22 protein-coding genes are annotated in these 26745 nt (G+C 68.1%); 17 read left to right on the forward strand and 5 right to left on the reverse strand.

The window, feature by feature from the left end; translation table 11 throughout:
* The first annotated feature begins 52 nt into the window (after positions 1-52).
* From ACOGW9_RS14460 to ACOGW9_RS14485, 6 genes are all read left to right on the forward strand, one after another.
* Positions 53-1438 carry a 4-hydroxyphenylacetate 3-hydroxylase N-terminal domain-containing protein gene (locus tag ACOGW9_RS14460; RefSeq protein ID WP_419912454.1) on the forward strand — a complete coding sequence of 462 codons (1386 nt, stop codon included), beginning with the start codon at positions 53-55 and terminating at the stop codon, positions 1436-1438.
* Positions 1439-1494: 56 nt separating this feature from the next.
* A complete protein-coding gene (locus ACOGW9_RS14465) occupies positions 1495-2433 on the forward strand; it encodes an ABC transporter ATP-binding protein (RefSeq protein ID WP_419912456.1) in 939 nt (312 codons plus the stop codon).
* Positions 2430-3380, forward strand: coding sequence for a hypothetical protein (locus tag ACOGW9_RS14470; RefSeq protein WP_419912458.1), 951 nt, complete (start codon positions 2430-2432; stop codon positions 3378-3380). Before ACOGW9_RS14465 ends, ACOGW9_RS14470 begins: the two co-directional genes overlap by 4 nt.
* A complete protein-coding gene (locus ACOGW9_RS14475; RefSeq protein ID WP_419912460.1) occupies positions 3377-4414 on the forward strand; it encodes an ABC transporter ATP-binding protein in 1038 nt (345 codons plus the stop codon). The genes ACOGW9_RS14470 and ACOGW9_RS14475 overlap by 4 nt, the downstream gene beginning before the upstream one ends.
* Positions 4411-5211: an ABC transporter permease gene (locus ACOGW9_RS14480; protein WP_419912462.1), complete on the forward strand. Its 801-nt coding sequence runs from the start codon at positions 4411-4413 to the stop codon at positions 5209-5211. The genes ACOGW9_RS14475 and ACOGW9_RS14480 overlap by 4 nt, the downstream gene beginning before the upstream one ends.
* Positions 5212-5335: 124 nt before the next feature.
* Positions 5336-6334 carry a glycosyltransferase family 2 protein gene (locus ACOGW9_RS14485; RefSeq protein ID WP_419912464.1) on the forward strand — a complete coding sequence of 333 codons (999 nt, stop codon included), beginning with the start codon at positions 5336-5338 and terminating at the stop codon, positions 6332-6334.
* Here ACOGW9_RS14485 and ACOGW9_RS14490 read toward each other — a convergent pair.
* Complete coding sequence (locus tag ACOGW9_RS14490) at positions 6331-8094, reverse strand: acetyl-CoA carboxylase biotin carboxylase subunit (RefSeq protein WP_419912466.1); 1764 nt, start codon at positions 8092-8094, stop codon at positions 6331-6333. The two genes, ACOGW9_RS14485 and ACOGW9_RS14490, sit on opposite strands and share 4 nt — an antisense overlap.
* 142 nt (positions 8095-8236) lie before the next feature.
* Between ACOGW9_RS14490 and ACOGW9_RS14495 the strand changes: the two genes are divergently transcribed.
* A complete protein-coding gene (locus ACOGW9_RS14495; protein WP_419912468.1) occupies positions 8237-9109 on the forward strand; it encodes a biotin--[acetyl-CoA-carboxylase] ligase in 873 nt (290 codons plus the stop codon).
* Between the two features lie 129 nt (positions 9110-9238).
* Positions 9239-10738, forward strand: coding sequence for a leucyl aminopeptidase (locus ACOGW9_RS14500; protein WP_419912470.1), 1500 nt, complete (start codon positions 9239-9241; stop codon positions 10736-10738).
* Positions 10739-10785: 47 nt separating this feature from the next.
* Here the strand turns inward: ACOGW9_RS14500 and ACOGW9_RS14505 are convergent, their stop codons facing one another.
* Positions 10786-11520, reverse strand: coding sequence for a hypothetical protein (locus ACOGW9_RS14505; RefSeq protein WP_419912472.1), 735 nt, complete (start codon positions 11518-11520; stop codon positions 10786-10788).
* A 162-nt stretch (positions 11521-11682) separates the two neighbouring features.
* Here ACOGW9_RS14505 and ACOGW9_RS14510 point away from each other — a divergent pair, with 162 nt between their 5' ends.
* The 7 genes from ACOGW9_RS14510 (at position 11683) to ACOGW9_RS14540 (ending at position 20101) form a co-directional block, all read left to right on the forward strand.
* Positions 11683-12480 (forward strand): SIR2 family NAD-dependent protein deacylase, encoded by a 798-nt coding sequence (locus ACOGW9_RS14510; RefSeq protein WP_419912474.1) that lies wholly within the window; start codon positions 11683-11685, stop codon positions 12478-12480.
* 105 nt (positions 12481-12585) lie between these two features.
* Positions 12586-13749: a molybdopterin-synthase adenylyltransferase MoeB gene (moeB, locus tag ACOGW9_RS14515; RefSeq protein ID WP_419912476.1), complete on the forward strand. Its 1164-nt coding sequence runs from the start codon at positions 12586-12588 to the stop codon at positions 13747-13749.
* A gap of 63 nt (positions 13750-13812) precedes the next feature.
* Entirely contained in the window at positions 13813-15180 is a 1368-nt protein-coding gene (locus ACOGW9_RS14520) for an FAD-dependent oxidoreductase (protein ID WP_419912478.1), read from the forward strand.
* A complete protein-coding gene (locus ACOGW9_RS14525) occupies positions 15177-16781 on the forward strand; it encodes an LCP family protein (protein WP_419912480.1) in 1605 nt (534 codons plus the stop codon). The genes ACOGW9_RS14520 and ACOGW9_RS14525 overlap by 4 nt, the downstream gene beginning before the upstream one ends.
* On the forward strand, positions 16778-18142 hold the full coding sequence (locus tag ACOGW9_RS14530; protein ID WP_419912482.1) for a UDP-glucose dehydrogenase family protein: 1365 nt from the start codon (positions 16778-16780) through the stop codon (positions 18140-18142). Before ACOGW9_RS14525 ends, ACOGW9_RS14530 begins: the two co-directional genes overlap by 4 nt.
* Positions 18143-18196: 54 nt before the next feature.
* Positions 18197-19045 carry a hypothetical protein gene (locus ACOGW9_RS14535; protein WP_419912484.1) on the forward strand — a complete coding sequence of 283 codons (849 nt, stop codon included), beginning with the start codon at positions 18197-18199 and terminating at the stop codon, positions 19043-19045.
* A 24-nt stretch (positions 19046-19069) separates the two neighbouring features.
* Complete coding sequence (locus tag ACOGW9_RS14540) at positions 19070-20101, forward strand: sugar phosphate nucleotidyltransferase (RefSeq protein ID WP_419912486.1); 1032 nt, start codon at positions 19070-19072, stop codon at positions 20099-20101.
* Positions 20102-20111: 10 nt separating this feature from the next.
* On the opposite strand, the gene cofE is transcribed toward ACOGW9_RS14540, so the two are convergent.
* The 3 genes from cofE to ACOGW9_RS14555 are packed head-to-tail and all read right to left on the reverse strand — an operon-like array spanning position 20112 to position 23303.
* Positions 20112-20822 carry a coenzyme F420-0:L-glutamate ligase gene (gene cofE / locus ACOGW9_RS14545; protein WP_419912488.1) on the reverse strand — a complete coding sequence of 237 codons (711 nt, stop codon included), beginning with the start codon at positions 20820-20822 and terminating at the stop codon, positions 20112-20114.
* A 16-nt stretch (positions 20823-20838) separates the two neighbouring features.
* The gene (gene cofD, locus ACOGW9_RS14550; RefSeq protein WP_419912490.1) at positions 20839-21801 is read right to left on the reverse strand and encodes a 2-phospho-L-lactate transferase; all 963 of its coding nucleotides are present in this window, start codon (positions 21799-21801) and stop codon (positions 20839-20841) included.
* Positions 21798-23303, reverse strand: a complete 1506-nt coding sequence (locus ACOGW9_RS14555) for a cell wall-binding repeat-containing protein (RefSeq protein WP_419912492.1) — start codon at positions 23301-23303, stop codon at positions 21798-21800. The genes cofD and ACOGW9_RS14555 overlap by 4 nt, the downstream gene beginning before the upstream one ends.
* Before the next feature lie 141 nt (positions 23304-23444).
* Between ACOGW9_RS14555 and ACOGW9_RS14560 the strand changes: the two genes are divergently transcribed.
* Positions 23445-24425: a GDP-mannose 4,6-dehydratase gene (locus ACOGW9_RS14560; RefSeq protein WP_419912494.1), complete on the forward strand. Its 981-nt coding sequence runs from the start codon at positions 23445-23447 to the stop codon at positions 24423-24425.
* 140 nt (positions 24426-24565) lie between these two features.
* Positions 24566-26737, forward strand: coding sequence for a SpoIID/LytB domain-containing protein (locus ACOGW9_RS14565; RefSeq protein WP_419912496.1), 2172 nt, complete (start codon positions 24566-24568; stop codon positions 26735-26737).
* Positions 26738-26745: the final 8 nt, after the last annotated feature.

Here is a 26745-nt window from a genome sequence, read left to right on the forward strand (position 1 = left end):
CTGCCGCCCGCGCCGCACGACGACGCACTCGGGACGAACGGGGGAACCCAGCATGCGCACCGGACAGCAGTACCGAGACTCGCTCGCAGACGGTCGTCTGACCTACTTCGAGGGCGAGAAGGTCGACGACCTCGAAAAGCACCCGATCCTGGGGCTCACCGTCGACGCCACGGCGAAGGCCTACGACCGCGTCTACGACCCGGCACCAGACGCCATGTCACCGCTGATGACCGTGCCGCGCAGCGCGGACGATCTGCGCGAGATGATCCCGCTGCTGCACTCAGCCGGGATGATGGCCCACGTCACCTACACCTCCATCCAGACGCTCAAGACCGCAGCCGGTCGGATGGTCGACACCAAGCCCGACTACATCGAGCGCATGGATGCCTTCATCGCTGAGTCCCAGGGCGACGACATCCGCATCACCCAGTGCATCACCGATGCCAAGGGCGATCGCAGCCGGCCACCGGCCCGGCAGGACGACCCTGACGCCTACGTGCGAGTGGTGGACCGCCAGCGCGACGGCGTCGTCATCCGCGGCGCCAAGCTGCACATCACCGGTGCCTCGTTCGGGCACGAGCTGCTCACCATCCCGACCAAGGCCATGAAGCCCGGCGAGGAGGACTGGTCGATCGGCTGCTCGGTGCCGGTGAATGCGCCCGGGGTGAAGATCATCAACACCACCTACGCCCCCCGCCACGAGGATCCCCGGGCGTTCCCGGTGTCGGGCGAGCACCACTATCCCGAAGGCTTCGTCATCTTCGACGACGTGTTCGTGCCCCACGAGCGCGTCTTCCTCGACGGCGAGACGCACTACGCCGCCGTGTTCGCGCATGCGCTGGGTTTGTGGGAACGCCTCGGCGGGCTGTCGGCCTTCGTGGAGGAAGCCGACCAGCTCGTCGGCCTGGCGCAGCTCGTGGCCGAAGCCAACGGCACCGCGGGCATCGGCCACGTCAAGGAGAAAATCTCCGAGTTGATCATCCACGCGACCCTCATCCGAGCGGCGCTGGAAGCGGCCATCGCCCACTGCTCGATCGGGCCTGAGGGCGCGGCGTTCCCCAATGAGCTCTACACCAACGCAGGCAAGTTCCAGGCGGCGGCGAACTACAGCGCGATGGTGCGCCACCTGCACGACATCGCCGGCGGTGCAGTGCTGACCTCGCCCGTGCCGGCCGACTTCGAGAACGCCGAGGTGGGCGCGCTCGCCCGCAAGTACATGTCGACCCGCAACGACGTCGACGGCGAGTACCGGGCCCGGTTGATGCACACCATCAGGGACCTCACGGCCGATTCCTACGGCGGGTGGAAGTTCGTGACCAACCTGCAGGCGGGCGGCGGCCTGTATGCCCAGCGCATCGTCACCCGCAAGCACTACGACCTCGACTCTGCCAAGCGCAAGGCGCTGGCCGTCGCCGGTCTCGCCGAAGCAGATCACTAGCCATTGGGTGCAGGGGGTTACCCGCTCCTGAGCGTCTGTGCCCCTAGGTTGAGCGCGTGAGCGACGCTGCCGAGACGGTGATTGCCTCGACGACGGCGCTGACGCAACGATTCGGATCGACTGTCGCGCTTGACGCGATCGATGTCCAGTTGCATCCGGGCGTAACCGGGTTGGTCGGCGCGAACGGGGCAGGCAAGACGACGTTGATCAATGCGCTGCTGGGGTTGCGCGCGCCGACCTCGGGTTCCTCGACGGTGCTCGGGCTCGATCCCCGCAGCCAGGGCCCCGCACTGCGGACCCGAGTCGGATTCGCTCCCGAACGAGACGTGCTGCCCGACGAGATGCGAGCCGTCGACTTTGTGCGCCACTTGGCACAGGTGCGCGGGCTGCCACGCAGCGAGGCGCGCACACGGGCCTCGGACAGCCTGTGGCTGGTGGGCCTGGGCGAGGAGCGGACCCGCACGCTCGGCACGATGTCGACCGGCCAGCGCCAGCGGGTCAAGCTCGCGCAGGCCATCGCGTCCGATCCCCAGCTCGTGCTGCTCGACGAGCCGACTTCGGGGCTCGACCCAACCCAGCGCAGCGAGATGCTCACGCTCATCGGCGAGATCAGCAACGAGCACTCGGTCAACGTGGTGCTCTCCTCGCACCTGCTCAACGAGGTCGAGAGCGTGTGCGACCACGTTGTGGCGCTAGATGCCGGCCGGCTGGTGGCGAGCGGGCCGCTCAGCGACCTCATCGGCGACGATGAAGGCGTCACCCTCGAACTCGTCGATGTCGCAGAGCCGGCTGGCTCGGTGGATGCCGTCGAGCGTGCATTGCGTGCTGCGGGGATCGCTCTCGAGCGCGTCGGCACGACGCTGCGACTCGGCGGCCTGGAGCGCGACGAGCTGTGCGACCGAGCTCGCGATGCGGTTGCCGATGCGGGCGCACGCATCCGGAGGCTCGAGACTCGCCGCCGCTCCTTGGCTGACCTGTTCGAGACGGCGGCATGAGCGAGTCGACGGAATCGACCCCCTCGGGCGTTGCGGCAGCCGACAGCGCTGCACAGATCCTCGATCAGCGCTACCGGCCTTACGACGGCGCCCGGCACGGTCTTGCCGGCGCCATGCGTGCGGTGATTGTCTCGTCGATGCGGTTCACCCTCGGGCTGGGACGTCCCGCCCGGCACAAGTTCCTGCCGTGGCTGGCAGTGGTAGTCGCCTTGGTGCCCGCAATCGTGTTCGTGGGCATCGCGACGGTGCTCGACATCGACCTGATCAGCGAGAACATTCTGCCCGAGTACCACGAGTACTACGGCTACATCCAGGCGGCGCTGTTCTTCTTCTGCGGGATCGTTGTGCCCGAGATCCTGGTGGCCGATCGCCGCAACGGGATGCTGCCGCTGTACCTGTCGACGCCGTTGCGGCTGTGGAGCTACCTGGCCTCGAAGGCTGCCGCGGTGACGGTGACACTGGCGGTCATCACCATGGGGCCGCTGCTGTTCCTGCTCGTCGCCTACACCGTGGAGGGATCGGGCCCCGCCGGGATCGGCGACTGGCTGACGGTGCTCGTGCGCATCCTGGGTTCTGGCATCGCCATCGCCGCCACGATGACCGCTGCCAGCCTGGCAATATCCAGCCTGACCGACCGCCGGGCCTTCGCTGTGATCGGCGTCATCCTGCTGCTGCTCGGCAGCTCTCTCGTCACGAGTTCGCTGGTGGAGACCGCCGAGCTGGACTCGCGCCTGTACGCGTTCAACCTCTTCGAGATCGGTGCCGCGCTCAAGGACCGGATCTACGGCATCGGCCCGCCGCTGCAGTTCGCGGGAGACGACGGTGCACCGGGACGACGCTTGAGCGAGTTGGCGACGTGGTTCGTGCTGAGCGCCAATGCCGCGTGGGTGCTGGCGGGAGGCGCGGTGGTCTGGTGGCGCTACCGGCGCATCGAGGCGACGCAGTGAGCCCCCGCCCGCGCCCGATGCCGGCGCCGGAACCCCCAGCCGGCTCGACGGCGGTCGGCGGGAGATATTCGGGCGGGCCGGCAGGCGAGGCGAACGGGGCCGGGGCACCCGATCTGCCCGCCGGCATGGTCGAGGTGCATGGCGTCTCGAAGATCTTCGGGGACGTGGTGGCCGTGTCGGATGTGACCTTCGCGGTGCGTTCGGGTGTCACCGCGCTGCTCGGACCCAACGGCGCGGGCAAGTCGACGCTGTTCCGCATGATGTGCGGGTTGACGTCGCCCTCCCGCGGATCGGTGCGCGTCCTGGGTGCAGACGCACGCCTGGACCGCGACGTGCGAGGCCGGATCGGGTTGTCGCCGCAGCAGGACGCCCTGTTCGACCGGCTTGATGCGCTCGATTTCGTGCACATCGCGGCCGAGACACATGGCGTCGCCGACCCCGTCGACGCTGCACGCTGGGCGCTGGAGCTCGTCGAACTGAATCCGGACGATCCGCGTCCGGTCTCGGGGTATTCGAAGGGCATGCGGCAGCGCACCAAGCTGGCCGCCGCACTCGTGCACAACCCTGACGTGCTCATCCTGGACGAGCCGCTGAACGGCCTCGATCCCCTCCAGCGGCGCCGCATGATCGACGTGCTCGAAGATCTGGGCGCACAGGGCCGTTGCGTGCTCGTGTCCTCCCATGTGCTCGAAGAGGTTGCTCTGCTGGGGTCGCGCATCCTGGTGATCGCCCAGGGCCGGCTCGTCGCCAGCGGCGACTACCGCGAACTGCGCGAGCTGATGGACGACCGTCCTCATCAGGTCAGCATCGAAGCCGACAAGCCTCGCAACCTAGCCGCGGCGCTGATGGAGTCGGGCACTGCCGTCGGCGTCCGTGTCGAGGAGAGCGCCGTCATCGCCGACACGCTGGACGTGGATCGGCTCGGCCGCGAGATCGCGCCCCTGGCCCGACGTCTCGACGCACGCCTGCGCACCGTGCTGCCGCTTGATGACGACCTCGAGTCGGTGTTCCGCTACCTGGTGGAACGGCGATGAGCACCCCGGCGGCCGCTGCAGCCTCAACGGCCGTGCGACGGCGCGTCGGCGCTGTGCGTGCGACAGTGCTCTGCTACCGGGTCCTGATCCGCCAGATCGTCTCGATGGGTCGCATCGCAGCGCTCGGCGCCCTGGGGACGACCATGATCGTCGTCGGCTGGGTGGTAGGCAGCTCGTCAAGCCGCAACGGAAGCAGCACTGCGGGAATGATCTTCGACGGCGCGAGCTACGCCGACGGATTCGGTCTGATCGTGATCGTGCCCATCGTGTCGCTGGTATTCGCTGCAGCCTCGCTGGGCGATTCGCGCGACGACGGCACGCTGGTGTACCTGTGGCTGCGTCCGATGGGCCGTGCCCCGCTCGCTGCTGCTGCCGCGTTGGCGTCGGTCACGGTGTCGCTGCCGCTGTGCGTCGTGCCCACGGTGCTGGGCGGCTGGCTCGCGACTGACTTCGTCGCCGGTTCGGGCCGAGTCGCTCTCGGATCGCTGGCCGCCGCGGCGCTGGGAACGATCGCGTACTCGTGCCTGTTCGTGCTGGTGGGCCTGCTGTTCCGCAAGGCCGTGCTGTGGGGGATCGCCTACGTCCTGCTGTGGGAGGGCTTGGCGGTGGGTCTGGGCGACTTTGCCGAGCGGCTGTCGCTGCGCGGCTATGCCCGCACGTTGCTCGCCCGCATCGCTGACGTCGACCTCGGCTTCACGACGTACCGGCTCGTCACCGCCGTCATCGTGCTGGCATGCGTGTCGGCGGTCAGCCTTGCGCTCGCCACCGTGCGACTCCGCCACATCGACGTCGACTGACTTGGCGCACGACACCCGGCGCTGAGTTCCCTTGTGCCGGGCGCACCCGACGCTGAGTTCTCTTGTGCCGGCTGTACCCGGCGCTGAGTTCTCTTGTGCCGGGCGCACCCGACACAATGTGCGGGTGCGCTTGGTGATCCAGATCCCCTGCCTCAACGAGGCTGACACCCTGGGACAGACCCTGAGCGATCTGCCGCGGCAGGTGGAGGGCTTCAGCGAGGTGCTGTGGCTGGTGATCGATGACGGCTCCACCGACGGCACGGTGGATGTGGCGTGGACGCACGGTGCCGACGCAGTGGTGAGCCTCACGCAGAACAAGGGGCTTGCCGTGGCGTTCGCCAGCGGTGTCGACGCGGCCCTGCGCATGGGTGCCGATGTGATCGTCAACACCGACGGCGACAACCAATACCACGCGGACGACATCAGCCGCCTGGTCGAGCCAATCGTGGCCGGCCGAGCCGATCTGGTGATCGGTTCGCGCGACATCCGCAATCACCCCGAGTTCTCGCCGCTCAAGAAGCGCCTGCAGCGACTCGGCTCGTGGACCGTGCGACAGGCCTCGGGCACCGACGTTGCCGATGTCACCTCGGGATTCCGTGCCTACAGCCGGGAAGCAGCGCTGGCGGCCAACGTTGTCTCGCGCTTCACCTACACGCTCGAAACGGTGATCCAGGCCGGCAAATCCGACTTGGCCGTCACTGATGTCGAGGTGAGGGTGAATCCCACCACCCGGCCGTCGCGCTTGTTCAAGTCCAAGCGCCAGTACGTGCGCAGGGCGGCCGGAACGATTGCCCGTGTTTATGCCATGCACGAACCGCTGCGGGTATTCGCGGTGCCGGCGGCGCTGTTTGCTGCGGTCGGCCTGTTCCTGTTCGGCCGTTTCGGCTGGTTCTGGGTGACTTCGGACGGCTCAGGTCACGTGCAGTCGCTCATCATCGGGGCGGTCGCGTTGCTGGTCGCGATGCAGCTGGTGATGCTGGGCGTGCTTGCGGACCTGCTGCGCGCCAACCGCGTCATCGCCGAGCGAACGCTTCGCCGTGTCCGAGCCATCGAACTCGATGTCGGCACGCTGAAGACGCGAGCGGCCGCGGATGAACCTCGGTCGCTCGAAGCGGACGTCTAGGAGATCACGACCACCACGTCGCCGGCGCCGACGGTGTCACCCGGTGCCACCTTGATATCGGTGACTGTCCCTGAGCGGTCAGCGTTGATGCTGTTCTCCATCTTCATGGCTTCGAGCACCACGACGCCCTCGCCTGCAGTGACCTCTTGGCCGACCTCCACGAGGATCTTCACGATCGTGCCCTGCATGGGCACGGTCACCTGGCCCGTACCGGCGCCTGCTGATGCGCCGCTGGCTGAGCGCCGCGGCCGTGTGACCGTTGCCGCCGAGTTCGCAGCGGGCGCCGACTCGGGCACCCATGCACTCACCGAGTACCGCTTGCCGTCGACCTCCACGACGACGTCGCGCCGGACGCGCGGTCCGGCCTCGCCGTCGAGCGATACCTCCGGCGCCGTGTCGGCCTTGCCGCTCACCCCGCTCAGATCGAGCCGCTCTTCGACCCACTTCGTGCTGTGGGTGCCGGCCTGGAAGTCGTCCGAGGCCATGATCGCCGCGTGCGCAGCAGCCGTCGTCGCGACACCGCCGACCTCGAGCTCGCCGAGCGCGCGCTGCATGCGGGCGATCGCAGTCGGGCGGTCCGAGCCCCACACCACGAGCTTGCCGATGAGGTTGTCGTAGAACTGGCTGACGGTGTCGCCCGCCTCGTACCCGCCGTCCCAGCGAATGCCGAAACCGTCGGGCACCCGCAGTGCGCTCAGCTCACCGGGTGAGGGCAGGAAGCGACCGCCGGCGGGATCCTCGGCGTTGATGCGGGCCTCGATGGCGTGGCCGACCGAGGAGATGTCGGATTGGCCGAACGACAGCGGCTCGCCCGCGGCCACCCGGATCTGCTCACGCACCAGGTCGATGCCGGTCACCATCTCAGTGACCGGGTGCTCCACCTGCAGGCGAGTGTTCATCTCGAGGTAGAAGAACTCGCCGTCCTGGTAGAGAAACTCCACGGTGCCCGCATTCGTGTAGTCGCAGCCGCGCGCCACCGACACCGCCGCCTCTCCCATGGCTGTGCGGACCTCGTCGTCGAGCGACGGCGCGGGGCTCTCCTCCACCAGCTTCTGGTGTCGGCGCTGGGCAGAGCAGTCGCGCTCGCCCAGCCAGACGGCATTGCCGTGGTGATCGGCGATGACCTGCATCTCGATGTGGCGCGGCCAGGTGAGGTAGCGCTCCATGTAGCACTCGCCCCGCCCGAAGAACGCCTCGGCTTCTCGCTGCGCGGATGACAGTGCTGCTTCGATCTCGTCGGGCCCGCTGACCACCTTCATGCCGCGGCCCCCGCCCCCGTAGGCCGCCTTGATGGCGATGGGGTAGCCGTGAGCGTCGCCGAAGGCTGCGACATCGTCGGTCGAGGTGATGACCTCGGTGGTGCCCGGCACGCCCGCGACGCCCGAGCGCTCAGCGGCGAGGCGCGCCGAGATCTTGTCGCCCATGACCTCGATGGCTTCGGGCGGCGGCCCCACGAACGTCACGCCCTTCGAGGTGATCGACCGGGCGAAGTCGGCATTCTCCGAGTAGAAGCCGTAGCCGGGATGCACCGCGTCAGCCCCGCTGCGCTCGATCACGTCGAGAATGGCCTCGGTGTTGAGGTAGCTCTCCGCGGCCGTCTGCCCGCCGAGCGCGTATGCCTCGTCAGCAAGCCGCACGTGCATCGCATTGCGGTCGAGTTCGCTGTAGACGGCGACGGTGCCGATGCCCAGCTCACGGCAGGCCCGGATGACGCGTACCGCGATCTCACCTCGGTTGGCAATGAGGAGCTTGCTGAACACGAATGAGTTCCTAACTGTCATGTCCCGCCGGAGGCGGCTGCCGGTGCTCGCCGACGCCACGCCGGTTGCGCCGACCCATATGCGACCGGCAGCGGGCAATTCTGTCGGCTGCCGTCCCGAGTGCCACCGTTACGCTCGGGGCGTGCCTCCGCAGCGCGACACCACGTCGACCGAATCAGCGCACTTCACGTCGGTCAGCGGCACCAGGTTTTCCAGCGTCGAGTGGTACGAAGAGATCGACTCGACCAACACCGAACTGCTCGAACGGGCGCGCCAGGGTGCACCTGAAGGAATGGTCCTCATCGCGGACCTGCAGACTGCCGGGCGCGGCAGGAGGGGACGCCGCTGGACCGCACCGCCGGGCACCTCGCTCATGATGTCGGTGCTCCTCCGGCCGCCCCCCGGTGTGCTGCCTCCGCCCCGTGCGGCGCTGGTGACGATGGCAGTTGCCCTTGCCGCAGTTGACGCATGCGAGCGCGTGAGCGGGGTGCGCCCGAGTCTCAAGTGGCCGAACGATCTTGTCATCGCCGGCACGGGACCCCGGGACCTCAAGCTGGCGGGCATCCTGGCGGAGTCTCTCAGCACAGAGGGGGAACTGACAGCGCTGGTCGTGGGCATGGGGCTCAACACCGGCTGGCCGGCCGTCCCAGACGAACTCGACGGCATCGCGACGAGCCTGAACCTCGTGTCCGGGGCACCCGTGGACCGGACGTTGCTGGCGCGCCTGGTCCTCGAGGGACTCGAGCAGCGGTATGGGGCCCTGTGCAGCGACGATCACGGTGCCGGCTTGGGCGCGGCATCCCTGCTTGCCGAGGCACGTCACAACTCGGCCACGCTCGGACGCCACGTGCGCATCTCTTTTGACGAGACATCCAACGGCGCATCCAACATCGGGGCGCTGGAGGGAGTCGCCAGCGACCTCGATGCGGAAGGCCGGCTGCTGGTGCGCGACGTTACGGGCCGTACCCACACCGTGTCGGTCGGGGACGTCGTCCACCTGCGGCCCACCTCGTAGTCGTCGGCCAACGTCGAGAACTGCCTGCGCCGGTCGGCGGCGTCGGGTAGAACCGCGCTGCGAGATGTTGAGCGCGTGCCCGCGCGTGACCGACGAACGACCCTGCCGACCTGACAGATGGAGGAAGCCGTGCCGTTGAGTACGTCCATTGACGCCTTTGAGGTGGTCACCGATCACGGTGATGCACCGCCGACCGCCGCCAGCGACCGGCCGGTTCGCAGCGATGCACTCGAGACGCTGGGCGCTGCGCCGAACTACCTCGCTGCGAGCGGCTTCGACGGCTCCGCTGGCACGACCGCGTTGATGGCCGGCCTCGCCGAGGCCGCAGACGACGCCCTGCCGATTGCGGTCGGGCTGGGATCGGACGATCTCGGGGCGGCAGACATCCGCTCTGCGGCAGCGAACCTGTGGCGCTCGGCGTCGAAGCTCGACTCGCTGACCTCGGCGCTGGCGGCGGTTGCCGCTGACGACCTCGGCGCCGATGTCGCGCTCAGCGCCGTGGTCGAGGGCATGCTGCTCGCCTCGTACCGCTTCGACGAGCACAAGGGCGAGCCGCCTGAGCCTGAGGCGCTCGAACGGATCGTGCTCCCGGCGCCCGACGGGACGGACGTGGCTGGCGCCTTGGCTCGAGCGGACGCTGTGGCCGGAGGGATCGCGCTCGCCCGCGATCTCGTCAACCAGCCGGCCGGCGCGCTCACCGCCACCGGCCTCGCCGAAGCAGCTATGGCAGCGATCGAGGCTGCCAGCGCCGACGGCGATCCCGCCGCGGGCACCGCATCGGTCGAGGTATGGGACCGCGAACGTCTCGAAGCGGAGCGATGCGGCGGGATGCTGGGCGTCAATGCAGGTTCGACTGAGCCCCCGGCGCTCATCCGGATGCGCTGGCAGCCGACCGCCACGCCACGCGCGACCGTTCACCTGGTTGGCAAGGGCATCACCTTCGACACCGGAGGGCTCAACCTCAAGACCTTCGAAGGCATGGAGTGGATGAAGATCGACATGGGCGGTGCCGCTGCAGTCATCGGGGCGATGAGCGCCATCGTTCGGCTCGCACCCGACATCGCAGTCACCGGCATCTGCTGCTGCACCGACAATCAGCCCGGACCGACAGCAACCAAGCCCGGGGACGTGCTGCACATCCGCAACGGCAAGACGGTCGAGGTGCTGAACACTGATGCCGAGGGCCGGCTCGTTCTCGCCGACGGTCTGTCGCTCTCCGTCGAAGAGGAACCCGACCTGGTCGTGGATCTTGCGACGCTCACGGGTGCCTGCATGGTGGCGCTGGGCGACAAGTACGGCGGGCTCATGGGCAATGACCCCGCGGCGATCGAACGCGCCCTGGCTGCCGCACGTGCCGCCGGAGAGCTGCTGTGGCACCTGCCACTGCCGCCCGAATACCGCGAGCAGCTCGATTCGCCGATCGCCGATCTGCGCAACATCGGCAAGAACCGCTACGGGGGCACGCTGCACGCAGGTCTGTTCCTGTCGGAGTTCGTCGGCGACACGCCGTGGGTGCACTTCGACATCGCTGGACCCGTGCGCACCGACGCCGATGCCGGCGAACTGTCCAAGGGCGCTTCCGGATTCGGCGTGCGGACGCTGGTCGAGCTGGTCTGCGGCTGGCACTAGCCGCAACCGGTCTCGCTCGGGCGGGTGACGAGCACCGTCGGCGGCGCCTAACGCGACACCCGCCGGCCCGAGCGAGGCCCCACGCAGTGCTTCGCCCACGCCCAGGCGGTTGCCTCGTTCGCCGCCGTCGGCGGCAATCCCATCATCACGAGCCGCTCCGCTGATTCGTGCAAGCCGTTGCCGAGCATCAGCATGCAGGTCGCCAACAGCCGGATCTCGCCGACGGAGAAGTGGGCGTCACTGTCGGTTCGGGTCCACAGACCGATTTCGCTTCGCAGCTCGCGAGGCATGCGCACATAGAGCTGGTGGGGCACGGGAGGCACCCGCCGGCGCACCTGCAGCACCGCGTCGTCGTCGAAGTACGCCAGGTCGAACATGCGGCATCGATCGACCGTCCTGATGAACGTGCTCTGGCGACCCCCGCGATGCTGCAGGCCGAGCCGCCGGGCGGTGAATTCGAGATCGAGCTGCAGGTCGTCGTGCGGCCCGAGTTCGTCGAATTCGCGTGCAAGCAGCCGCAGCAGCCACACCGCGCTCGGACCGAGGACCGTGAGCCAGAACCGCTCCACGTACACCGAGCGCGGATCGTGACCGGTGCGGCGCAGCACTGGGTCGTCCCAGGGGCGCACCTGCAGGGCCTGCAGGCGCTCGTCGGGCCAGTCGTCGAGGGCAGATGCACTCAGTGGCTTGCCGGTGCCGCCGACGAGTCGCAGAGCGGCCGGCGCAGCGTCGTCAGACCTGAGCGGAGGCGAGGGAATCGTCGGCATCTGGTCAGCTGGCACAGGGATCTCCTTCGCAGTGTTCCGCCTCGTTCGGCCGCAGTCGGCATGTGAACGCGGATTCATTCTGTGTATATCAGGAAATACTAATACATCATGAAATATATCGTAAATTACATAACATCAGTCAATTCCGGTACCGTGCCATCGGCCAGACTGTGAGACATGAACACAGGGGCCGATTCGGGTTCCGGGATCGATGACGACGTGCGGACGGTGGCCGGGTGGATCGACGAGGCTCGTGCGATCACCGTGCTGACCGGTGCGGGGATCTCAACCGACTCGGGCATCCCGGACTTTCGCGGGCCCAATGGCGTGTGGACGAAGAACCCCGCAGCCGAGAAGCAGGCGACGCTGCAGAACTACCTCGCCGATCCAGAAGTACGTGTGCTCGCATGGCGCGCCCGCATGGACCATCGATCATGGGGAGCCGAACCCAACGACGGGCATCGGGCCCTGGTGCAGCTCGAGCGTCGGCGCAAGCTGGTATCGCTGCTCACCCAGAACGTGGACGGACTACATCACGACGCCGGTTCCGACCCCGAGAAGATCGTGGAGGTGCACGGCACCATCCGCGAGGTGGCGTGCTTGGAGTGCGACTACCGCGATGACATGGGCGTAGTGCTCGACCGGGTGCGGCTCGGCGAGGACGACCCGCCGTGCCCCGTTTGCGGCGGGATCCTCAAGAGCGCCACGATCAGCTTCGGACAGCAGCTCGTGGCGCGCGATCTGATGCGGGCCCAGATTGCTGCGGAGAACTGCGACCTGATGCTGGCTGTCGGCACGACGCTGGCCGTGTATCCCATCGCTGCGGTGGTGCCAGCGGCGAAGTCGGCCGGAGCGCGCATCGTGATCGTCAACGCTGAGCCGACCGAGATGGACCACCTGGCCGACACGGTGCTCCGCCGGTCGATCTCGGAGGTTCTGCCGCAGATCTGCGGCGGCGTCGGGCGCCTCGCGTGACGCGTGACCAATTCCCGACCGGCTAGGTAGGATTTAGGGCCCGGGCCTGATCGATTGATCGGGTCGCAGCGAACGCGACGCCAAGCGACGAACAGGGAGGCCCAGATGCCCTCGTTCCGCGAACTGCTGACTGCAACCAAGCGAGAGATCACCGAGATCGACACGGCGACTGCCGCCGAATGGATAGCCGAGGGCTCGCCCGTCGTGCTTGACGTGCGGGAGCCCGACGAGTACGAGCAGGGCGCGCTCGCGGACGCAATCCACATCCCGCGCGGGCACTTGGAGGCCCAAATCGAGAACCGCGTGCCCGATCACGACGCGGAGATCATCATCTACTGCGCTGGCGGGGTCCGTTCGGCCTTCGCTGCCAAGACGCTCGCCGAGCTCGGCTATCCCAACTCGGTCTCGATGGACGGCGGATTCGGTCGCTGGAAGGACGAAGGCCGCCCGTGGTCGACCCCGGCATCGCTCGGCCCCGAACAGCGCAACCGCTACCAGCGCCACTTGCTGCTGCCCGAGGTGGGCGAGGCAGGCCAGCTCAAGCTGCTCGAGGCCAAGGTGCTCATGCTGGGCGCCGGCGGGCTCGGCTCGCCCGCGGCGCTGTACCTGGCGGCGGCCGGGGTCGGCACCATCGGCATCATCGACATGGACGTCGTGGACGAGTCCAATCTGCAGCGCCAGATTCTCCATAACGTCGACCGGGTGGGCGATCGCAAAGTCGACTCGGCCAAGAAGACGCTCACGTCGATCAATCCCGACATCGACGTGGTGACGTACGACACCAGGCTTGGCGCCGACAACGTGCTCGACATCCTGTCCGGATGGGATGTCGTCGTGGACGGTGCCGACAACTTCCCGAGCCGGTACTTGCTCAACGATGCATCGGTGAAGCTGGGCATCCCGGTCGTGCACGGCTCGATCTTCCGCTTCGAGGGACAGGTCACTGTTTTTGATCCACTCAACGGTCCGACCTACCGCGACTACCTGCCCGAGCCCCCACCCGCTGAGCTCGCCCCGTCGTGCGCCGAGGCCGGCGTGCTGGGGGTGCTTCCGGGAATCGTCGGTTCGATCCAGGCGCTCGAGACGATCAAGCTGATCCTGGGCATCGGCGATTCGCTGTCGGGTCGCATCATCGCGTTCGACTCGCTCGAGATGACCTTCCGCGAGTTCCGGCTGCGGCCCGACCCCGCCAATGAGGTGACCTACGACAACCGCGAGCGCATCGGAGTCGCCGAGCTCGACGGGCTCTGCAGCCCCACCCTGAACTGAGCCCGCCAACAGCGCCGGCCGCGACGACAGAGGGGCTGGGGGCCACAGGTACGCTGCCCAGTCATGGCCCAAAAGCGCTTCGTCGTGATTGGCGGTGGCCCGGCGGGTCACTCGGCAGCCACCTACGCGGCGCGCTACGGCGCGGAGGTGACGCTCATCGAGCGTGACATCGTCGGCGGGTCCGCCCATCTTCGTGACTGCGTGCCCTCCAAGACCATGATCGCCACGGGCTCTGCGCTCAGCTTCGCCGGGCACCTGGACGAACTGGGCCTAGCCAACGTGTCCACCTCCGTCGACACCCCGCACCTGCGCCAGCGCATCGGCGACATCGAGGATCGGCTGGCCGATGTCGCCCGGCAGATGCTGGTCAGCCAAGGCGTTCAGATCCTCAAGGGCACGGGCCGGCTGCTCGGGCCGAACGAGGTCTGTGCCGACACCCCCGATGGGGCAATCGAACTGTCCGCTGATGTGATCGTGCTGTCGACCGGCAGCCGCCCCCGCATTCCGGACTGGGCGCCGATCGACGGCGAGCGCATTCTCACGACCCGTGACGCCTACCCGCCCGCAGAGCTGCCGGCACACCTGGTGGTGGTGGGCTCCGGGGTGACGGGCGTGGAGTTCGTGCACATGTTCACCTCGCTGGGTTCGAAGGTCACCTTGATCGTGAGCCGCCAGCAGGTGCTGCCGCACAAGGACCCCGAAGCCGCGGCGGTGCTCGAGCAGACGTTCGGCGATCTTGGCGTCGACATGCTCAAGGGAGCGCGTGCGACGAGCATCGAGCGGCACGGAGACGAAGTCGAGGTGGTCTGCAGCGACGGTCGGACCGTGCGCGCATCGCACGCCCTGCTCGCCATCGGTTCGATACCCAACAGCGACGGGCTGGGCCTGGACAACACCGATGTCCATGTCGACGGTGAGGGGTTCGTGCAGGTCGATCACAACCTGTGCTCGTCGGTGCCGAGCATCTACGCAGCCGGCGACCTGTCGGGCAAGCTGCCGCTCTCGTCGGTGGCGGCCATGCAAGGGCGCAAGATCGTCGAGCACGCGATGGGTTTGCACGAGACTCGCCCGCACCGACATCTCGACTATGACAAGGCCGCCTCAGCCATCTTCACCGAGCCTGAGATCGCCGATGTCGGCCTCGCCGAAGCCGAGGCGTTCGCGACGGGGCGCAAGATCCGCGTCACCAAGGTGCCCTTCGGCGCGAACGCCAAGGCACTGATCGAGGAGAACCCCCGGGGCTTCGTGAAGATTGTCTCGGATCCGCTGACCGGTCAGGTGCTGGGCGGCTCCATCGTGGGCCGCCACGCCGCCGAGCTGATCTCGGTGGTGGCTCTTGCCGTCAGCGCGAATCTGCGAGTCCAGGACATCGCCGAGAGCTTGTTCGTGTACCCGTCGTTGAGCGAGGCCCTCTCCGAGGCAGCTGAGTGAGTCAGCGCAGCTGGCGGACTCGCCTCATTCTTGTCTCGCTAGCGGTGCTGACCTTCGTCGGGGCGGCGGCGACCGGCGTGTCGGCGTACGTGCTGGTGCAGCTCGGGCGGATCGAACGACACGAGCTGGCCGGTGTCCTGACGTCGGCACCGCAGCGGCCAGTGACCGCAGCGGACGTTCTGTTCGACCAGCCGATCACCATGGCAGCAGTCTCCGACAGCTCGGCGGGTGCGGGCGGCGCTGGCAGTGATGGGTTGGACCGGCCGGGCGACGGCGTCGCGCCGGTCCCACCCGCCGATGTCGCCTCGGATCTGGCACGCGCAGCGGACGCACCCGATGGCGAACCGGCGCTGCCGGGGGGCCCAGCCGGCGAGAACTACTTGCTCGTCGGCACCGACAGCACCCTGGGCCTCGCTTCCGACGATCCGCTGCGCGCCGGCCACTCCGACGACAACCGGCTGGCGGACGTGATCATGGTGATCCGCCTGCGCGATGACGGCACCGCGGCGATGATGTCCATCCCGCGGGATCTGGCGGCAGAGATAGCCGGCACGAGCGAAATCGCCGGTGACGGCGTCATCGCCAAGATCAACAGCGCCTACAACCGCGATCGCACCACGGCGGGACGCGCGGCCCGCCTGATCGACACCGTCGAGGAGAACCTCGACATCACCCTGCAGCACTTCGTGGAGGTGGACTTCCAAGCGTTCCTGCGCATGGTGGATGCAATCGGCGGCGTCACGATGACCTTTGACCGGCCTTTGCGTGACCAGCCGAAGGAGAACGCAACCGATCCGACGGACAGCCGGAGCGGGTTCTTCACCAGCGCGGGCACCCATCTCCTCGACGGCAGGCAGGCGCTTGCGTACGTTCGCAGCCGCCATCTCGAAGAGCAGCTGGCTGACGGCACCTGGCAGCAGCACGGCGCCTGGAATGATCTCGCCCGCGCCGACCGCCAGCGTCAGTTCATGCGCACCGCCGCCTCGCAGGTCTCGCCCGCGTTGGGGGCCAATCCGATCAACCTGCTCGCCGTGCTGGACATCGCGGCCGACCACCTGTCCACGTCCGACACGCTGAGCATCACCAACGACGGCCGCAGGCTTGCGGAGAGATTTGCTGACGTCGATGTCGGCACCGATGTCGAGGACTACAAGCTGAAGGTGGTCGACGTTCATGATCCGGTGCGCTGGTCGCTCGGGCTCGATCCGCAGCGCGCCGAGCACAACCAGCGCGTGCTGGACGTGTTCCGGGGCATCGGCTGGGATGACATCGTCGAGGCGCGCGTACGGGTCCAGGTCACCGGCACCCAGCGCCACCGGATCGCCGCCGAGCTGAGCGAGATCGGCTTCGTCGCGGAGGCTGCAGAGTCGTTGCCGCCCGGTGTCGAGGCGCCTCCCGGGAGCACCGTCATCTATCTGAACCCAGGTGGCCGCCTCCCCGCAGGACTGCTCGCCAGCCACCTGGTGCCTGTGCCAGAATTCGCCGGCCATGACGACCTCGACACCACCACGGTGATCCTGCACGTCGGCGGAGATCCGCCTCGCATCGATCCCGGCTACCGCAGAGTCGACGTCCCGTCCGCAGCCGAACTCGCGCCATGACCAGCGCTGCGGGCGGACATCGAATCCTCGTCGTCGGCGCCGGGTATGTCGGGCTGACCACCGCCGCGTGCTTCGCCCACCTCGGCCACGACGTCATCTGCGCTGACATCGACCGGGCGAAGGTGGCGTCGCTGTCTGCCGGCGTCGTGCAGATTCGCGAGGACGATCTCGAACGGCTGGTGAGCGAGGGCATTGCACAGCGGCGGCTGAGGTTCGTGATCTCGGCGGCTGCGGTCGCAGCGACCTGCGACTTCGTGTTCCTGTGCGTGCCGACTCCCCTGCGCGCCGATGGCGAGACCGAGTTGAGCTATCTCATGTCGGCGCTCGATTCGGTGGCGACCAACTTGCGGCCTGGCGCCGTGGTCGTCACCAAGTCCACGGTGCCCGTCGGCACTGCACCCAAGATCGGCGCGGCGCTGGGACGCACCGATGTGGCGCTGGCGTCGAATCCGGAGTTCCTGCGGGAAGGTTCGGCGGTAGCTGATTTTCTGGCACCGGACCGGATCGTCATCGGTGCCGAGGATCACGCGGTCGCGCGGCGAGTCGCGGCGCTCTACAAGAGCGTCGACGCACCGCTGATCCTGTGCGATCCCACCTCGGCCGAGACGGTCAAGTACGCGGCAAATGCGTTCCTGGCCGCCAAGGTCTCGTTCGTGAACGCGCTGGCCGCGGTGTGCGAGGCCGTCGACGCAGATGTCGACTCGGTGCTTGAGGGCGTGGGCACCGACCATCGCATCGGCTCGGCATACCTGCAGCCTGGTCCCGGCTGGGGAGGCTCGTGCTTGCCCAAAGACACCCGGGCACTGGTGGGGGTCGCGAGCGACGCTGGCTATGTGTTCGACCTGCTCGAGGGCGTCATCGCGGTGAACGAGCAGCAGCTCGACCGGGTGGTGGCCAAGGTCGCGCGCGCCGCGCATGGAGGCACCAGCAGCGAGCGGGTCGAATCGGCGAGCGAAGAGCTGGATCTGGACGGCATCGCGGTGGCCCTGCTGGGACTCACCTTCAAGGCCGGCACCGATGACCTGCGCGGCTCTCCCGCGATCAGGGTGGCCGAGCGGCTGCGCGATGGCGGTGCGCACCTCGTGGCGTACGACCCCGCGCTGGGCGGCAACCTCGACGAGCGTCCTGATCTTGAAGCCCAGCTTCCCGACGGCCTCCTTCTCAGCAACTCCGCGCTCGAGGCCGTGCGAGGCACCCATGTTGCCGTCGTGCTTACCGAGTGGCCCGAGTTCGGCGCCCTCGACTGGGCGCGAGCTGCCGGCGAGATGGCGACCGCTCGGATCGTCGACGCCCGCAACATGCTCGACCCCGACAAGCTGCGAGCAGCTGGATTCTTCTACGAGGGGCTCGGCCGGCGCTGAGCGCTGGCGCATCGGACCCAGCCGGCGCTGCGCGCCGGTAGCTTGTCGGCCCGTATGGCGAGATCAGCCGCAGCCAAGAAGGTTGCCAAAGCTGCGAGCGCGGGCGGAGCCGGCAAGGGCTTCGGGGCGCGGCGAAATCTCCTGTTTCCCGCGGCGATGCTGCTCGTCGTCGCCCTGGGCGTCGTGCTGATCCTGTTTGCACGCTCCGAGCGGGCATCCAACGCTCCGGCAGGCCCGCCACGGCTCGGCGATCACTGGCATTCGCTCTATGCGATCTACGACTGTGACGACTTCATTGTCGACGTCTACCCCAACGATGTCGACGACCAGTCCGGCATCCACACCCACGGCGACGGGCTGATCCACATCCATCCGTTCCACACCGGTGTCACGGGCCAGTTCGCCACCGTCGGGGCGTTCATGCGTGAGATCGAGGTCCAATTCGACGATTCGAAGATCGAGCTGCCCGATGGCACGGTCCTCGACGAGTCGGGCGACGGCTGCGCCTCGCCGGATCCCAGCAGCGACGATCCCGCTATCGCCGAGCCGGGTGCGGAGCTGCGGGTCATGCGCTGGGAAACGCTGCAGGCCGAGAAGGCGCTGGCGTTCACCGACAACCTGCGAGATGTGCGCTTCCTGGGGGACGGCCAGATCTTCGTGTTCGCGTTCGTCCATCCCAGCGTCGACAACGCCGACGTGCCGCGACCCAGCGATGCGTTCCTGCGCTCGTACCTGAATCTGCCGCCGGAGGATCAGCCCCTCATCGACGATGTGCAGCTCGAGGAGGGGCCGGTATTGGGCGGTCCCGATGAGAACGAGCCGGCGCCTGCCGACCTCCCGGTGACCTCCGAGCCGGCCGAGGGCGAGTCCGGGTCCGGCGACGAGACTGACTCGGGAGCCTGAGGGCCGGCCCGGGGCGCCTCCACCATGAAGGCGATCTTGCTGCTGGGCGGCTTCGGCACCCGGCTGCGCCCGCTGACCGACGACATCCCCAAGCAGATGCTGCCGGTGTGCGGGCGCCCGATGATCGAGTGGGTCTGCGAGCACCTTGCACGTCACGGCGTGTCCGAGGTGGTGCTGTCGCTGGGCTACCGAGCCGATGCGTTCACCGGCGCCTACCGGCGGGGCCGCATCGGGCCGCTCGATTACGAGGTGGCAGTCGAGCCGGAACCTCGTGGCACTGCGGGGGCCGTGCGGTTTGCTGCGGAGGCCACGGGCATCGACGGATCATTCCTGGTGCTGAATGGCGATGTGCTGACCGATCTCGACATCGGGGCGTTGGTGAGATTCCATGCGGAGTCCGGCGCCGAGGCCACGATCGCACTCCAGCCGGTTGCAGACCCGACGCCCTTCGGCCTCGTGGTTGCCGACGAATCGGGCCGAGTGCTGTCGTTCTCGGAGAAGCCCGATCCCGATGCGATGCTTCCAGGCGGACCGCGCAGCGAATGGCCCACGATCAGCGCAGGCACGTACGTGCTGACGCCTGCCGTGGTGGATCGCATCGCTCCAGATCGTGCAGTCTCGATCGAGCGAGAGGTCTTCTCCCACATCGCCGCGGACGGGAGGCTGGCGGCGCTGGTCTCAGACTCCTACTGGCTCGATACAGGCACCCCGCAGCAGTACCTGACGGCCAATATCGACATCCTCGAGGGCCGTCGAGCGGCCGTCAAGGTGACGGACAGCGCCACCGAACTCTCCGCCGGCGTCCATTCAGACGCTCGCATCCGGACTTCGGTCATCGGCAGCGGGTGTGTGATCGGGTCTGATGCCGTCGTACAGCGATCCGTGCTGGGGGGGGGCTGCCGCATCGAACCGGGAGCGGTCGTGTGCGATTCGGTGCTCGGCTCGGACGTCACGGTCGGGGCGGCGGCGATGCTCACCGAGTGCTCGGTGGTCGGCGCCGGTCAGCATGTGGCTCCGGGCGCGCGCCTGCGTGCCATGCGCCAACCGGCCGCCTGAGCGTGAGGCGCTAGCGGAAGAGGTCCTCCGCGGGGTCGCGGATGATCTCCGAGCGCACCGAGGCTCGCCGCAGCCAGCTCGCGTCCAAGCCCCGCACGATGGCGACCGGCACGCCCCGTGCTTTGCCGCACACCAGGTCGGCCGCCGAGGCGATCTCGTCCGCGATGCACACCTCGGTCACCATCAGCTCACGGCCGAGCGCATCTTCGGTGCCCTTCAGATCGACCACCGCTGCGACGCCAGCGCACCCGATGGCCACGTCGGTGACGCCGCGCCGCCACGGCCGGCCGAAGGTGTCGGAGATGATCACCCCGACGGTGCGTCCCGACAGCGCCCGGATGCGGTCGCGGATCTTGTTGGCGGAGCGGTCGCTGTCGTCGGGCAGCAGTGCTGCATGACCCCGCTCGACATTGGAGAGGTCAATGCCCGCGTTCGCGCAGATGAACCCGTGCTTGGTCTCGCTGATGATGAGGTCGCCGCGGCGGCGCAGGATGCGGACCGACTCCCGCTCGACGAGGGGCTTGTGCGACAGCGGGTCGTCTGGGTCGATCTGTTCCATGGCGCCCTCGGCCTTGGAGACGATCTTCTGGGTCACCACCAGCACGTCGCCATCTTGCAGACCGGCAGGTGACGCCTCGCAGGCACTCCAGACGACGGCGCCGAGATCGTCGCCGTGGGCGATCTCGCCGATGCCCTCCACGGGAAGCAGTTCGACAGTCATGCGGTGCTCGTTTCTGTCAGGGTCCGTTCACGGCTTCGAGCGTCGTACGAGCCAGCGCGGCGGCCCGCTCTGGGCTGCTCATGATGGAGTCGGTGACCACGGGTGTCATCCCAGCAGCGGCCACGGCCGGAGCGAGGTCACGATCAGCATTGTCGATCACCAATGTGCTGGCGAATCCGACATACAGCCGCGCGATTCCGACGACGCTGGGCTCGTGGCCCAGCTCGCGCATCATCGCCCCGGCTGGTCCCTTGATTGATGTGCCGCCCACGATCGGCGACACGGCGACGGCGCTGTCGCGACGGCGGGCCAGCGTCTCGCGCACTTCCGGCACATCGACGACCGGTCCGATCGAGACGAACGGATTGGACGGCGCAATCACGACGACATCTGCGGTGCTCAGCGCGTCGAGCACACCGGGTGCCGGCTGAGCAGCGTCGATGCCTGCGAATCGGACAGCGCGCACCGCGATGCCGTGACGCTGTGCGACGAAGTAGTCCTGGAAGTCGATCTCGGGAGCGTCCGTGGGCTCCGCAGGAGTGATGCGAGTCTGGATCGGATGGTCGCTGACCGGCAGCAGCCTCAGCTCGAGCCCGAAGCTGGCGGCAATCTCGCCGGTCACCTCCGACAGCGTCGCACCCTCGCTGCGGCGCTGGGTGCGGAATAGGTGCAGCGCCAGGTCCAGATCGCCGAGCTGGAACCAGTCCTGCCCGCCGAGCCGCCCGAGTTCGGTGAGCACCCGCCAGGTCTCCCCGGCTCGCCCCCAGCCGGTCTCGGTGTTGATCTGTTCGGCGAGCGTGTAGGTCACCGTGTCGAGGTCGGGGCTGATGTGCAGGCCGTGCAGCGTGAAGTCGTCGCCCACATTCACAATCGCGGTCACATCTGCGGCGCGATGCACACGCAGCAGGCCGCGCAGGAACCGGGCCGCTCCGACGCCGCCGGCCAGCACCGCAACGGTTCCGGAGCTGGCGGCGTTCATGTCGTGGCAGTCCCGGGCGGGCAGTCCTGTCCCGCTGTGTTGGGGGACTGCCCTGCGAAGAGCGATGCGGCGGTGACAACGTGATTGCGGCCGGCGCTGCCTGGCGGGGACGGCGCGGCAACCGCCGCTGCATCCGACGGGGTCGCGAAGCTGCTGGGGCTCCATCGCTCGTAACCGCTTCCGTCGGCTCGCACCTGCACCTCGTACAGCGCAGTGTTCTGCAGCCCCGAGATGGTTCTGGGCGAGCTGACATTGCGCATTGTGATCCACTGCCCCCCGACGGCGCGGTACCTGATCCGGTAGCCGGATGGGTCGCGACTGCCGACCGTGACGGGAGCCCTCCAGCGGATCTCGAGGGCGCCGTTGAGCGGTTCTACGGTCACCTCACGCGGAACCCCGGGTGCGTCGCTGCGGGGGTCGCACTCTCGGTCCAGGCCCCTCAGCGCATCGGCTGCCGCCGCAGCTGCGGAATCGGACACTGCTGCAGGGCCGCCGAAGATCGTGAGCTGCACGGTGCCGGCATCGGGCACCGGGCCGGCCAGGAACCTGCGGGTCGCATCGGGCAGAATCGGCTCAGTCAGGAGCAGAGGTGCCCGTCGCAGGCCCAGCAGCGCGCCGCCGACCAGCGCGTCAGGGAATCTCCGGCCGTCTGCAAGGCCGAATTCGTCCGATCCGTAGCAGCGATCGGCGAGCTCGTCGGCGATCTCTGCGGCGGTCTCGAAGCGGTCCTGTCCCCAGAGGCGCTGGACCTTGATGCCCAAACTGGACAGCTCAGACTCGACTGAGTCAGCGATCGCCGCCGTGCCGCCGGCGATCACCACCTGTTCGATCGAGTAGTCGACGACGAAGCTCTCGACAGCCGTCGGCAGCCGGTCGCGCTCGGTGAGCAGCACGGGATGGGGCCCAGAAAAGGCGAGCGGCGACAGTGCGAGGGCATCGGCGAACTTCTCCCCGGTTGCCAGCAGGGCGGTGCGGCGCCCGTCCCCGCAGTAGTCACCGATCTCGCGGGCGTCGATCTCGCGGGCGATGTTGACGACGGTCCGGTAGCGATCAGTACCCTCCAGCCGCTCGGGCCTGCCGCTGATCAAGCGGTTCAGCTCGTCTGCGACCTCGTCGGCAATGGCGCTGGAGCCGCCGGCGATGATGATGTCGTCGATCCCGTGCCGCTCGATGAAGCTGCGGGTTGCCCGATGCAGCTCGTCGGGCGGCGACAGCAGGATCGGTGCGTTGCGCACGCGTGCTAGCGGCGTGGCTGCGAGCGCGTCCGCGAAGGTCTCCCCGGAAGCCACGATGGCTGTGTCGATAGGTCCAGCAGCAGATGCGAACTCCTCTGCGATCTCCGCTGCTGTCTCGTAGCGGTCAGCCCCCCAGAGCCGATCCGATTCGACACGAGATGCAGCTCCCGCAGCGTTCCCGATGCCCACGATCGCGGTCGCGGCCAGCAGCAGCGCCGTCACCGCCCGCAGCGGGCGAACCCAGCCGTAATGCGGGCGGCGTGCCATCCGCGGCACCGTACCGGAACCCACCGTCAATGCGGGTGAGGCCTGCCGCGATGCTCGCGACTTCACAGGCCCAACAGTGACCCGTACCCTGATCTGAGCCCCTGCGCGCCTGCCTTGCGACCCTCGAACCGGAGCCGACCTGTGCCGACGGCCCTCATCACCGGAATCACCGGCCAGGACGGCCAGTACCTAGCGGAGCACCTCCACGGCGAGGGATACCGGGTGGTCGGGCTGATCACGGGTCAGCGCAATCCGCGCTCGGAGACGATGGCGACCGACCTGCCCTATGTCGAGCTCGTGCCGGGCGACTTGGCCGACCTCGCGTCGCTCATCGCTGCGCTCGAGTACACCCAGCCCGACGAGGTGTACAACCTCGGTGCCATCAGCTTCGTGGCGCTGTCGTTCAAGCAGCCCGAGCTGACTGCGAACGTCACGGGCCTCGGCGTGCTGCGCCTGCTCGAAGCGATTCGACTCGTCGGGGGCATCGACAACCCCATCCGCTTCTACCAGGCCTCCTCTAGCGAGATGTTCGGCAAGGTGCGAGAAACGCCGCAGAGCGAGCTGACGCCGCTGCATCCGCGCAGCCCCTACGGCTCAGCCAAGGTGTTCGGGCACAACACCACCGTGAACTACCGCGAGAGCTACGGGCTGTACGCCTGCAGCGGCATCCTGTTCAACCACGAGTCGCCCCGGCGCGGCCTCGAGTTCGTGACCCGCAAGGTCACCAACGCGGTAGCCCGCATCAAGCTCGGGCTGCAAGACGAGGTGGCCCTCGGGAACCTCGACGCCAAGCGCGACTGGGGTTTCGCGGGCGACTACGTGCGGGCGATGCATCTCATGCTGCGCCAGCCTGAGCCCGACGACTACGTCATCGCGACGGGACAGACGCACGCTGTGCGCGATTTCGTGCAGCTCGCCTTCGCGGCGGCCGGCATCGACGACTGGGAGCGCTACGTGCGGATCGATCCCCGCTTCTTCCGGCCTGCCGAGGTGGACCTGCTCGTCGGCGATGCGTCCAAGGCTGCCCGGGTGCTGGGATGGGTGCCCCGGATGTCCTTTGAAGAGCTGGTGACGACCATGGTCACCAGCGACATCGAGATCGAGCAGCGCAAGCTCACGTGACGACTCCGATGCCCCCATGCTGCCCGGGGGGCAGCGGATGGCGCTGGCGCGGGCCGGTGCACAGCCGTGCTGTACACCGCGTGATATCCGACGGGCACCACCCGCCGGCCGGTACCACTACAGGGGTGCGGGAACTCCCGATGTTTCGTCGCGCAACAGCGACGTTGCGCCGGCTCGCCGGCGTGGCCGTTGCCGCTGCGGTGGCGGCGGGATCCTTGGCGTTCGCCGTGCCGCCCGCAGGCGCCCAGACCGCAGAGCTGGCCCCCAATGTGATTGTCGTAGAGGGCCGGGGCTTCGGGCACGGCAACGGCCTCAGCCAGTGGGGTGCGCTGGGCTACGCGGTGGACCATCGCTGGAGCAGCGATCAGATCGTCGAGCACTACTACAGCAACACCACCCAGTCCTCTGTCAGCAATCCCGACGTCTGGGTGCACCTCACAGGCAATGACCGCAAAGACCTGCTGGTCACGTCGGCGTCAGCTTTCGCCGTGGCGGGGCAGCAGTTCGATGGCGGCGACATCGTGCGGATCGGCGTCAGCTCCGGCGATTTCTGGGTGCGCTCCGATGCCGGCTGCGGGCGCCGCGGCGAACCAGTGACCGACCGGCTCTCCGCGTCGAGCCGCCGCGGAGACCGGTACGTCGAAGCTGTCCCGTCAAACAGCGATTACGCCGTGGACGACCAGTCACAGCTCCTGGTGATGATCTACTGCGACGGCAGCGACACCGCAGTGGAGTCGAGGCGGGTTGCCTACCGGGGCGTTCTCGGCGTCGTCGATCAGAACGGCCCGTTCTCCTTCAACCGGGTCCCGCTGGAGCAGTATCTGCGCGGAGTCGTGCCCAACGAGAGCCGTCCGCATTGGGGTGCTGAGGGTGAGGGGCGCGGCCTTGCCGCGCTTGAGGCCCAAGCAATCGCAGCGCGCTCGTACGTGCTCTCGCTGGCGGCCTCGCGTGCGAGCAGCGGAAGCCAGGGGCGGTTCACCGACACGTGCGACACCGCGAGATGTCAGGTGTATTTCGGCGCTGCCCGCGACGGGAACGCGCTCGATCACGGGACGCGGTACATCCACACCAACACCGCGATCCGGAACACGGCGGGCCATGTTCGCGTCCATGACGACGGATCGATTGCCTTCGCCGAATTCCACGCGTCGAGCGGCGGCTGGACGGCCGGGCTCGACGAGGGCTCCCGATTCCCCGGCGTCCAGGATCTCGGCGACTCGACCGTCGGCAATTCCAATCACGCCTGGGAGTTCCGCATCAGCAGATCGGACATCGAGGCGGCCTACCCGAGCATCGGCAGCCTCGTCTGCATCGAGGTCACCCACCGCAACGGCAACGGCGCGTGGGGCGGGAGGACCCGAGGCATGCGCATCGTGGGAACCGACGGAGTCGAGAACTTCGACGGCTACTCCGGCGTCGAGAACGGGCAGTGGAACCGCTGGGCACGCGATCCGTTCCGCAAGAGATTCGCCCTGCGGTCTGACTGGTACCGCTTCCCCCAGTTCCCCGACGGCCAGCCCTGCGAGCAGCCTGCCCCTGGCACCCTGGATCCGCCGTCAGACACAGACAGCCCTGGCCTATGGGTGCTGAAGTCCGACGGCACCGTCTTCGCTGACGGGTCGGCACAGCATCTGGGCAACGGAATCCTGCCGTCGTCGGACCGGTTCACGGCGATGGCTGCGCATCCGGGCGGGGACGGCTACTGGCTCGCGACCTCCGGCGGCGATGTCCAGCCTTTCGGCGACGCCGACTATCACGGGAACGCGGTCGGTGCGGCGGGGGCCGAGTCTGTCGTCGCGATGGCTGCGCATCCGGGCGGAGACGGCTACTGGCTCGCGACCGGCCAAGGCAACGTGTTCGCCTTCGGCGCAGCCGGGCACTGGGGAGCGATAGCGCACCTGCGCCTGGCTGCGGATGTCGTCGACGTCGAGTCTTCGCCCAGCGGCGACGGCTACTGGCTGGCGCTCGAGGACGGACGTGTCCTCGCGTTCGGCGACGCGCGAGATCTCGGCTGCGGGCCGCTGCTGCGCTCTGGCATGGTCGGCATCGGTCTCGTGGCCACGCCTGACGGCGATGGCTACTGGCTGGCTGGCGCCGACACGGCCGTGCATGCCATCGGGGCCGCAGACCACCATGGCGATCGCGCTGGCCGCCAGAACCGACTGCCCGCAGTGGGATTTGCTGCCACCGCCAGCGGCAACGGCTACTGGCTGGTGTGGAGCGACGGCACCAGCTTCAACCGTGGAGACGCGCCCGACTACCGCACCTCACGTGCTGGATCCGGCGTCGTCGCTGCTGAATCGGTCCGGTAGGCGAGCGC

The sequence above is a fragment of the Candidatus Poriferisodalis sp. genome (assembly GCF_965203655.1).
Lineage (GTDB): Bacteria > Actinomycetota > Acidimicrobiia > Acidimicrobiales > Poriferisodalaceae > Poriferisodalis.

What these genes read in the sequence shown, in the direction of transcription:
- ACOGW9_RS14460 (WP_419912454.1), top strand. Translation starts at nt 53, where the DNA reads ATGCGCACCGGACAGCAGTACCGAGACTCGCTCGCAGACGGTCGTCTG.
- ACOGW9_RS14470 (WP_419912458.1), top strand. Translation starts at nt 2,430, where the DNA reads ATGAGCGAGTCGACGGAATCGACCCCCTCGGGCGTTGCGGCAGCCGAC.
- ACOGW9_RS14480 (WP_419912462.1), top strand. Translation starts at nt 4,411, where the DNA reads ATGAGCACCCCGGCGGCCGCTGCAGCCTCAACGGCCGTGCGACGGCGC.
- ACOGW9_RS14510 (WP_419912474.1), top strand. Translation starts at nt 11,683, where the DNA reads ATGAACACAGGGGCCGATTCGGGTTCCGGGATCGATGACGACGTGCGG.
- moeB (WP_419912476.1), top strand. Translation starts at nt 12,586, where the DNA reads ATGCCCTCGTTCCGCGAACTGCTGACTGCAACCAAGCGAGAGATCACC.
- ACOGW9_RS14520 (WP_419912478.1), top strand. Translation starts at nt 13,813, where the DNA reads ATGGCCCAAAAGCGCTTCGTCGTGATTGGCGGTGGCCCGGCGGGTCAC.
- ACOGW9_RS14530 (WP_419912482.1), top strand. Translation starts at nt 16,778, where the DNA reads ATGACCAGCGCTGCGGGCGGACATCGAATCCTCGTCGTCGGCGCCGGG.
- ACOGW9_RS14535 (WP_419912484.1), top strand. Translation starts at nt 18,197, where the DNA reads ATGGCGAGATCAGCCGCAGCCAAGAAGGTTGCCAAAGCTGCGAGCGCG.
- ACOGW9_RS14540 (WP_419912486.1), top strand. Translation starts at nt 19,070, where the DNA reads ATGAAGGCGATCTTGCTGCTGGGCGGCTTCGGCACCCGGCTGCGCCCG.
- cofE (WP_419912488.1), bottom strand. Translation starts at nt 20,822, where the DNA reads ATGACTGTCGAACTGCTTCCCGTGGAGGGCATCGGCGAGATCGCCCAC.
- cofD (WP_419912490.1), bottom strand. Translation starts at nt 21,801, where the DNA reads ATGAACGCCGCCAGCTCCGGAACCGTTGCGGTGCTGGCCGGCGGCGTC.
- ACOGW9_RS14555 (WP_419912492.1), bottom strand. Translation starts at nt 23,303, where the DNA reads ATGGCACGCCGCCCGCATTACGGCTGGGTTCGCCCGCTGCGGGCGGTG.
- ACOGW9_RS14565 (WP_419912496.1), top strand. Translation starts at nt 24,566, where the DNA reads ATGTTTCGTCGCGCAACAGCGACGTTGCGCCGGCTCGCCGGCGTGGCC.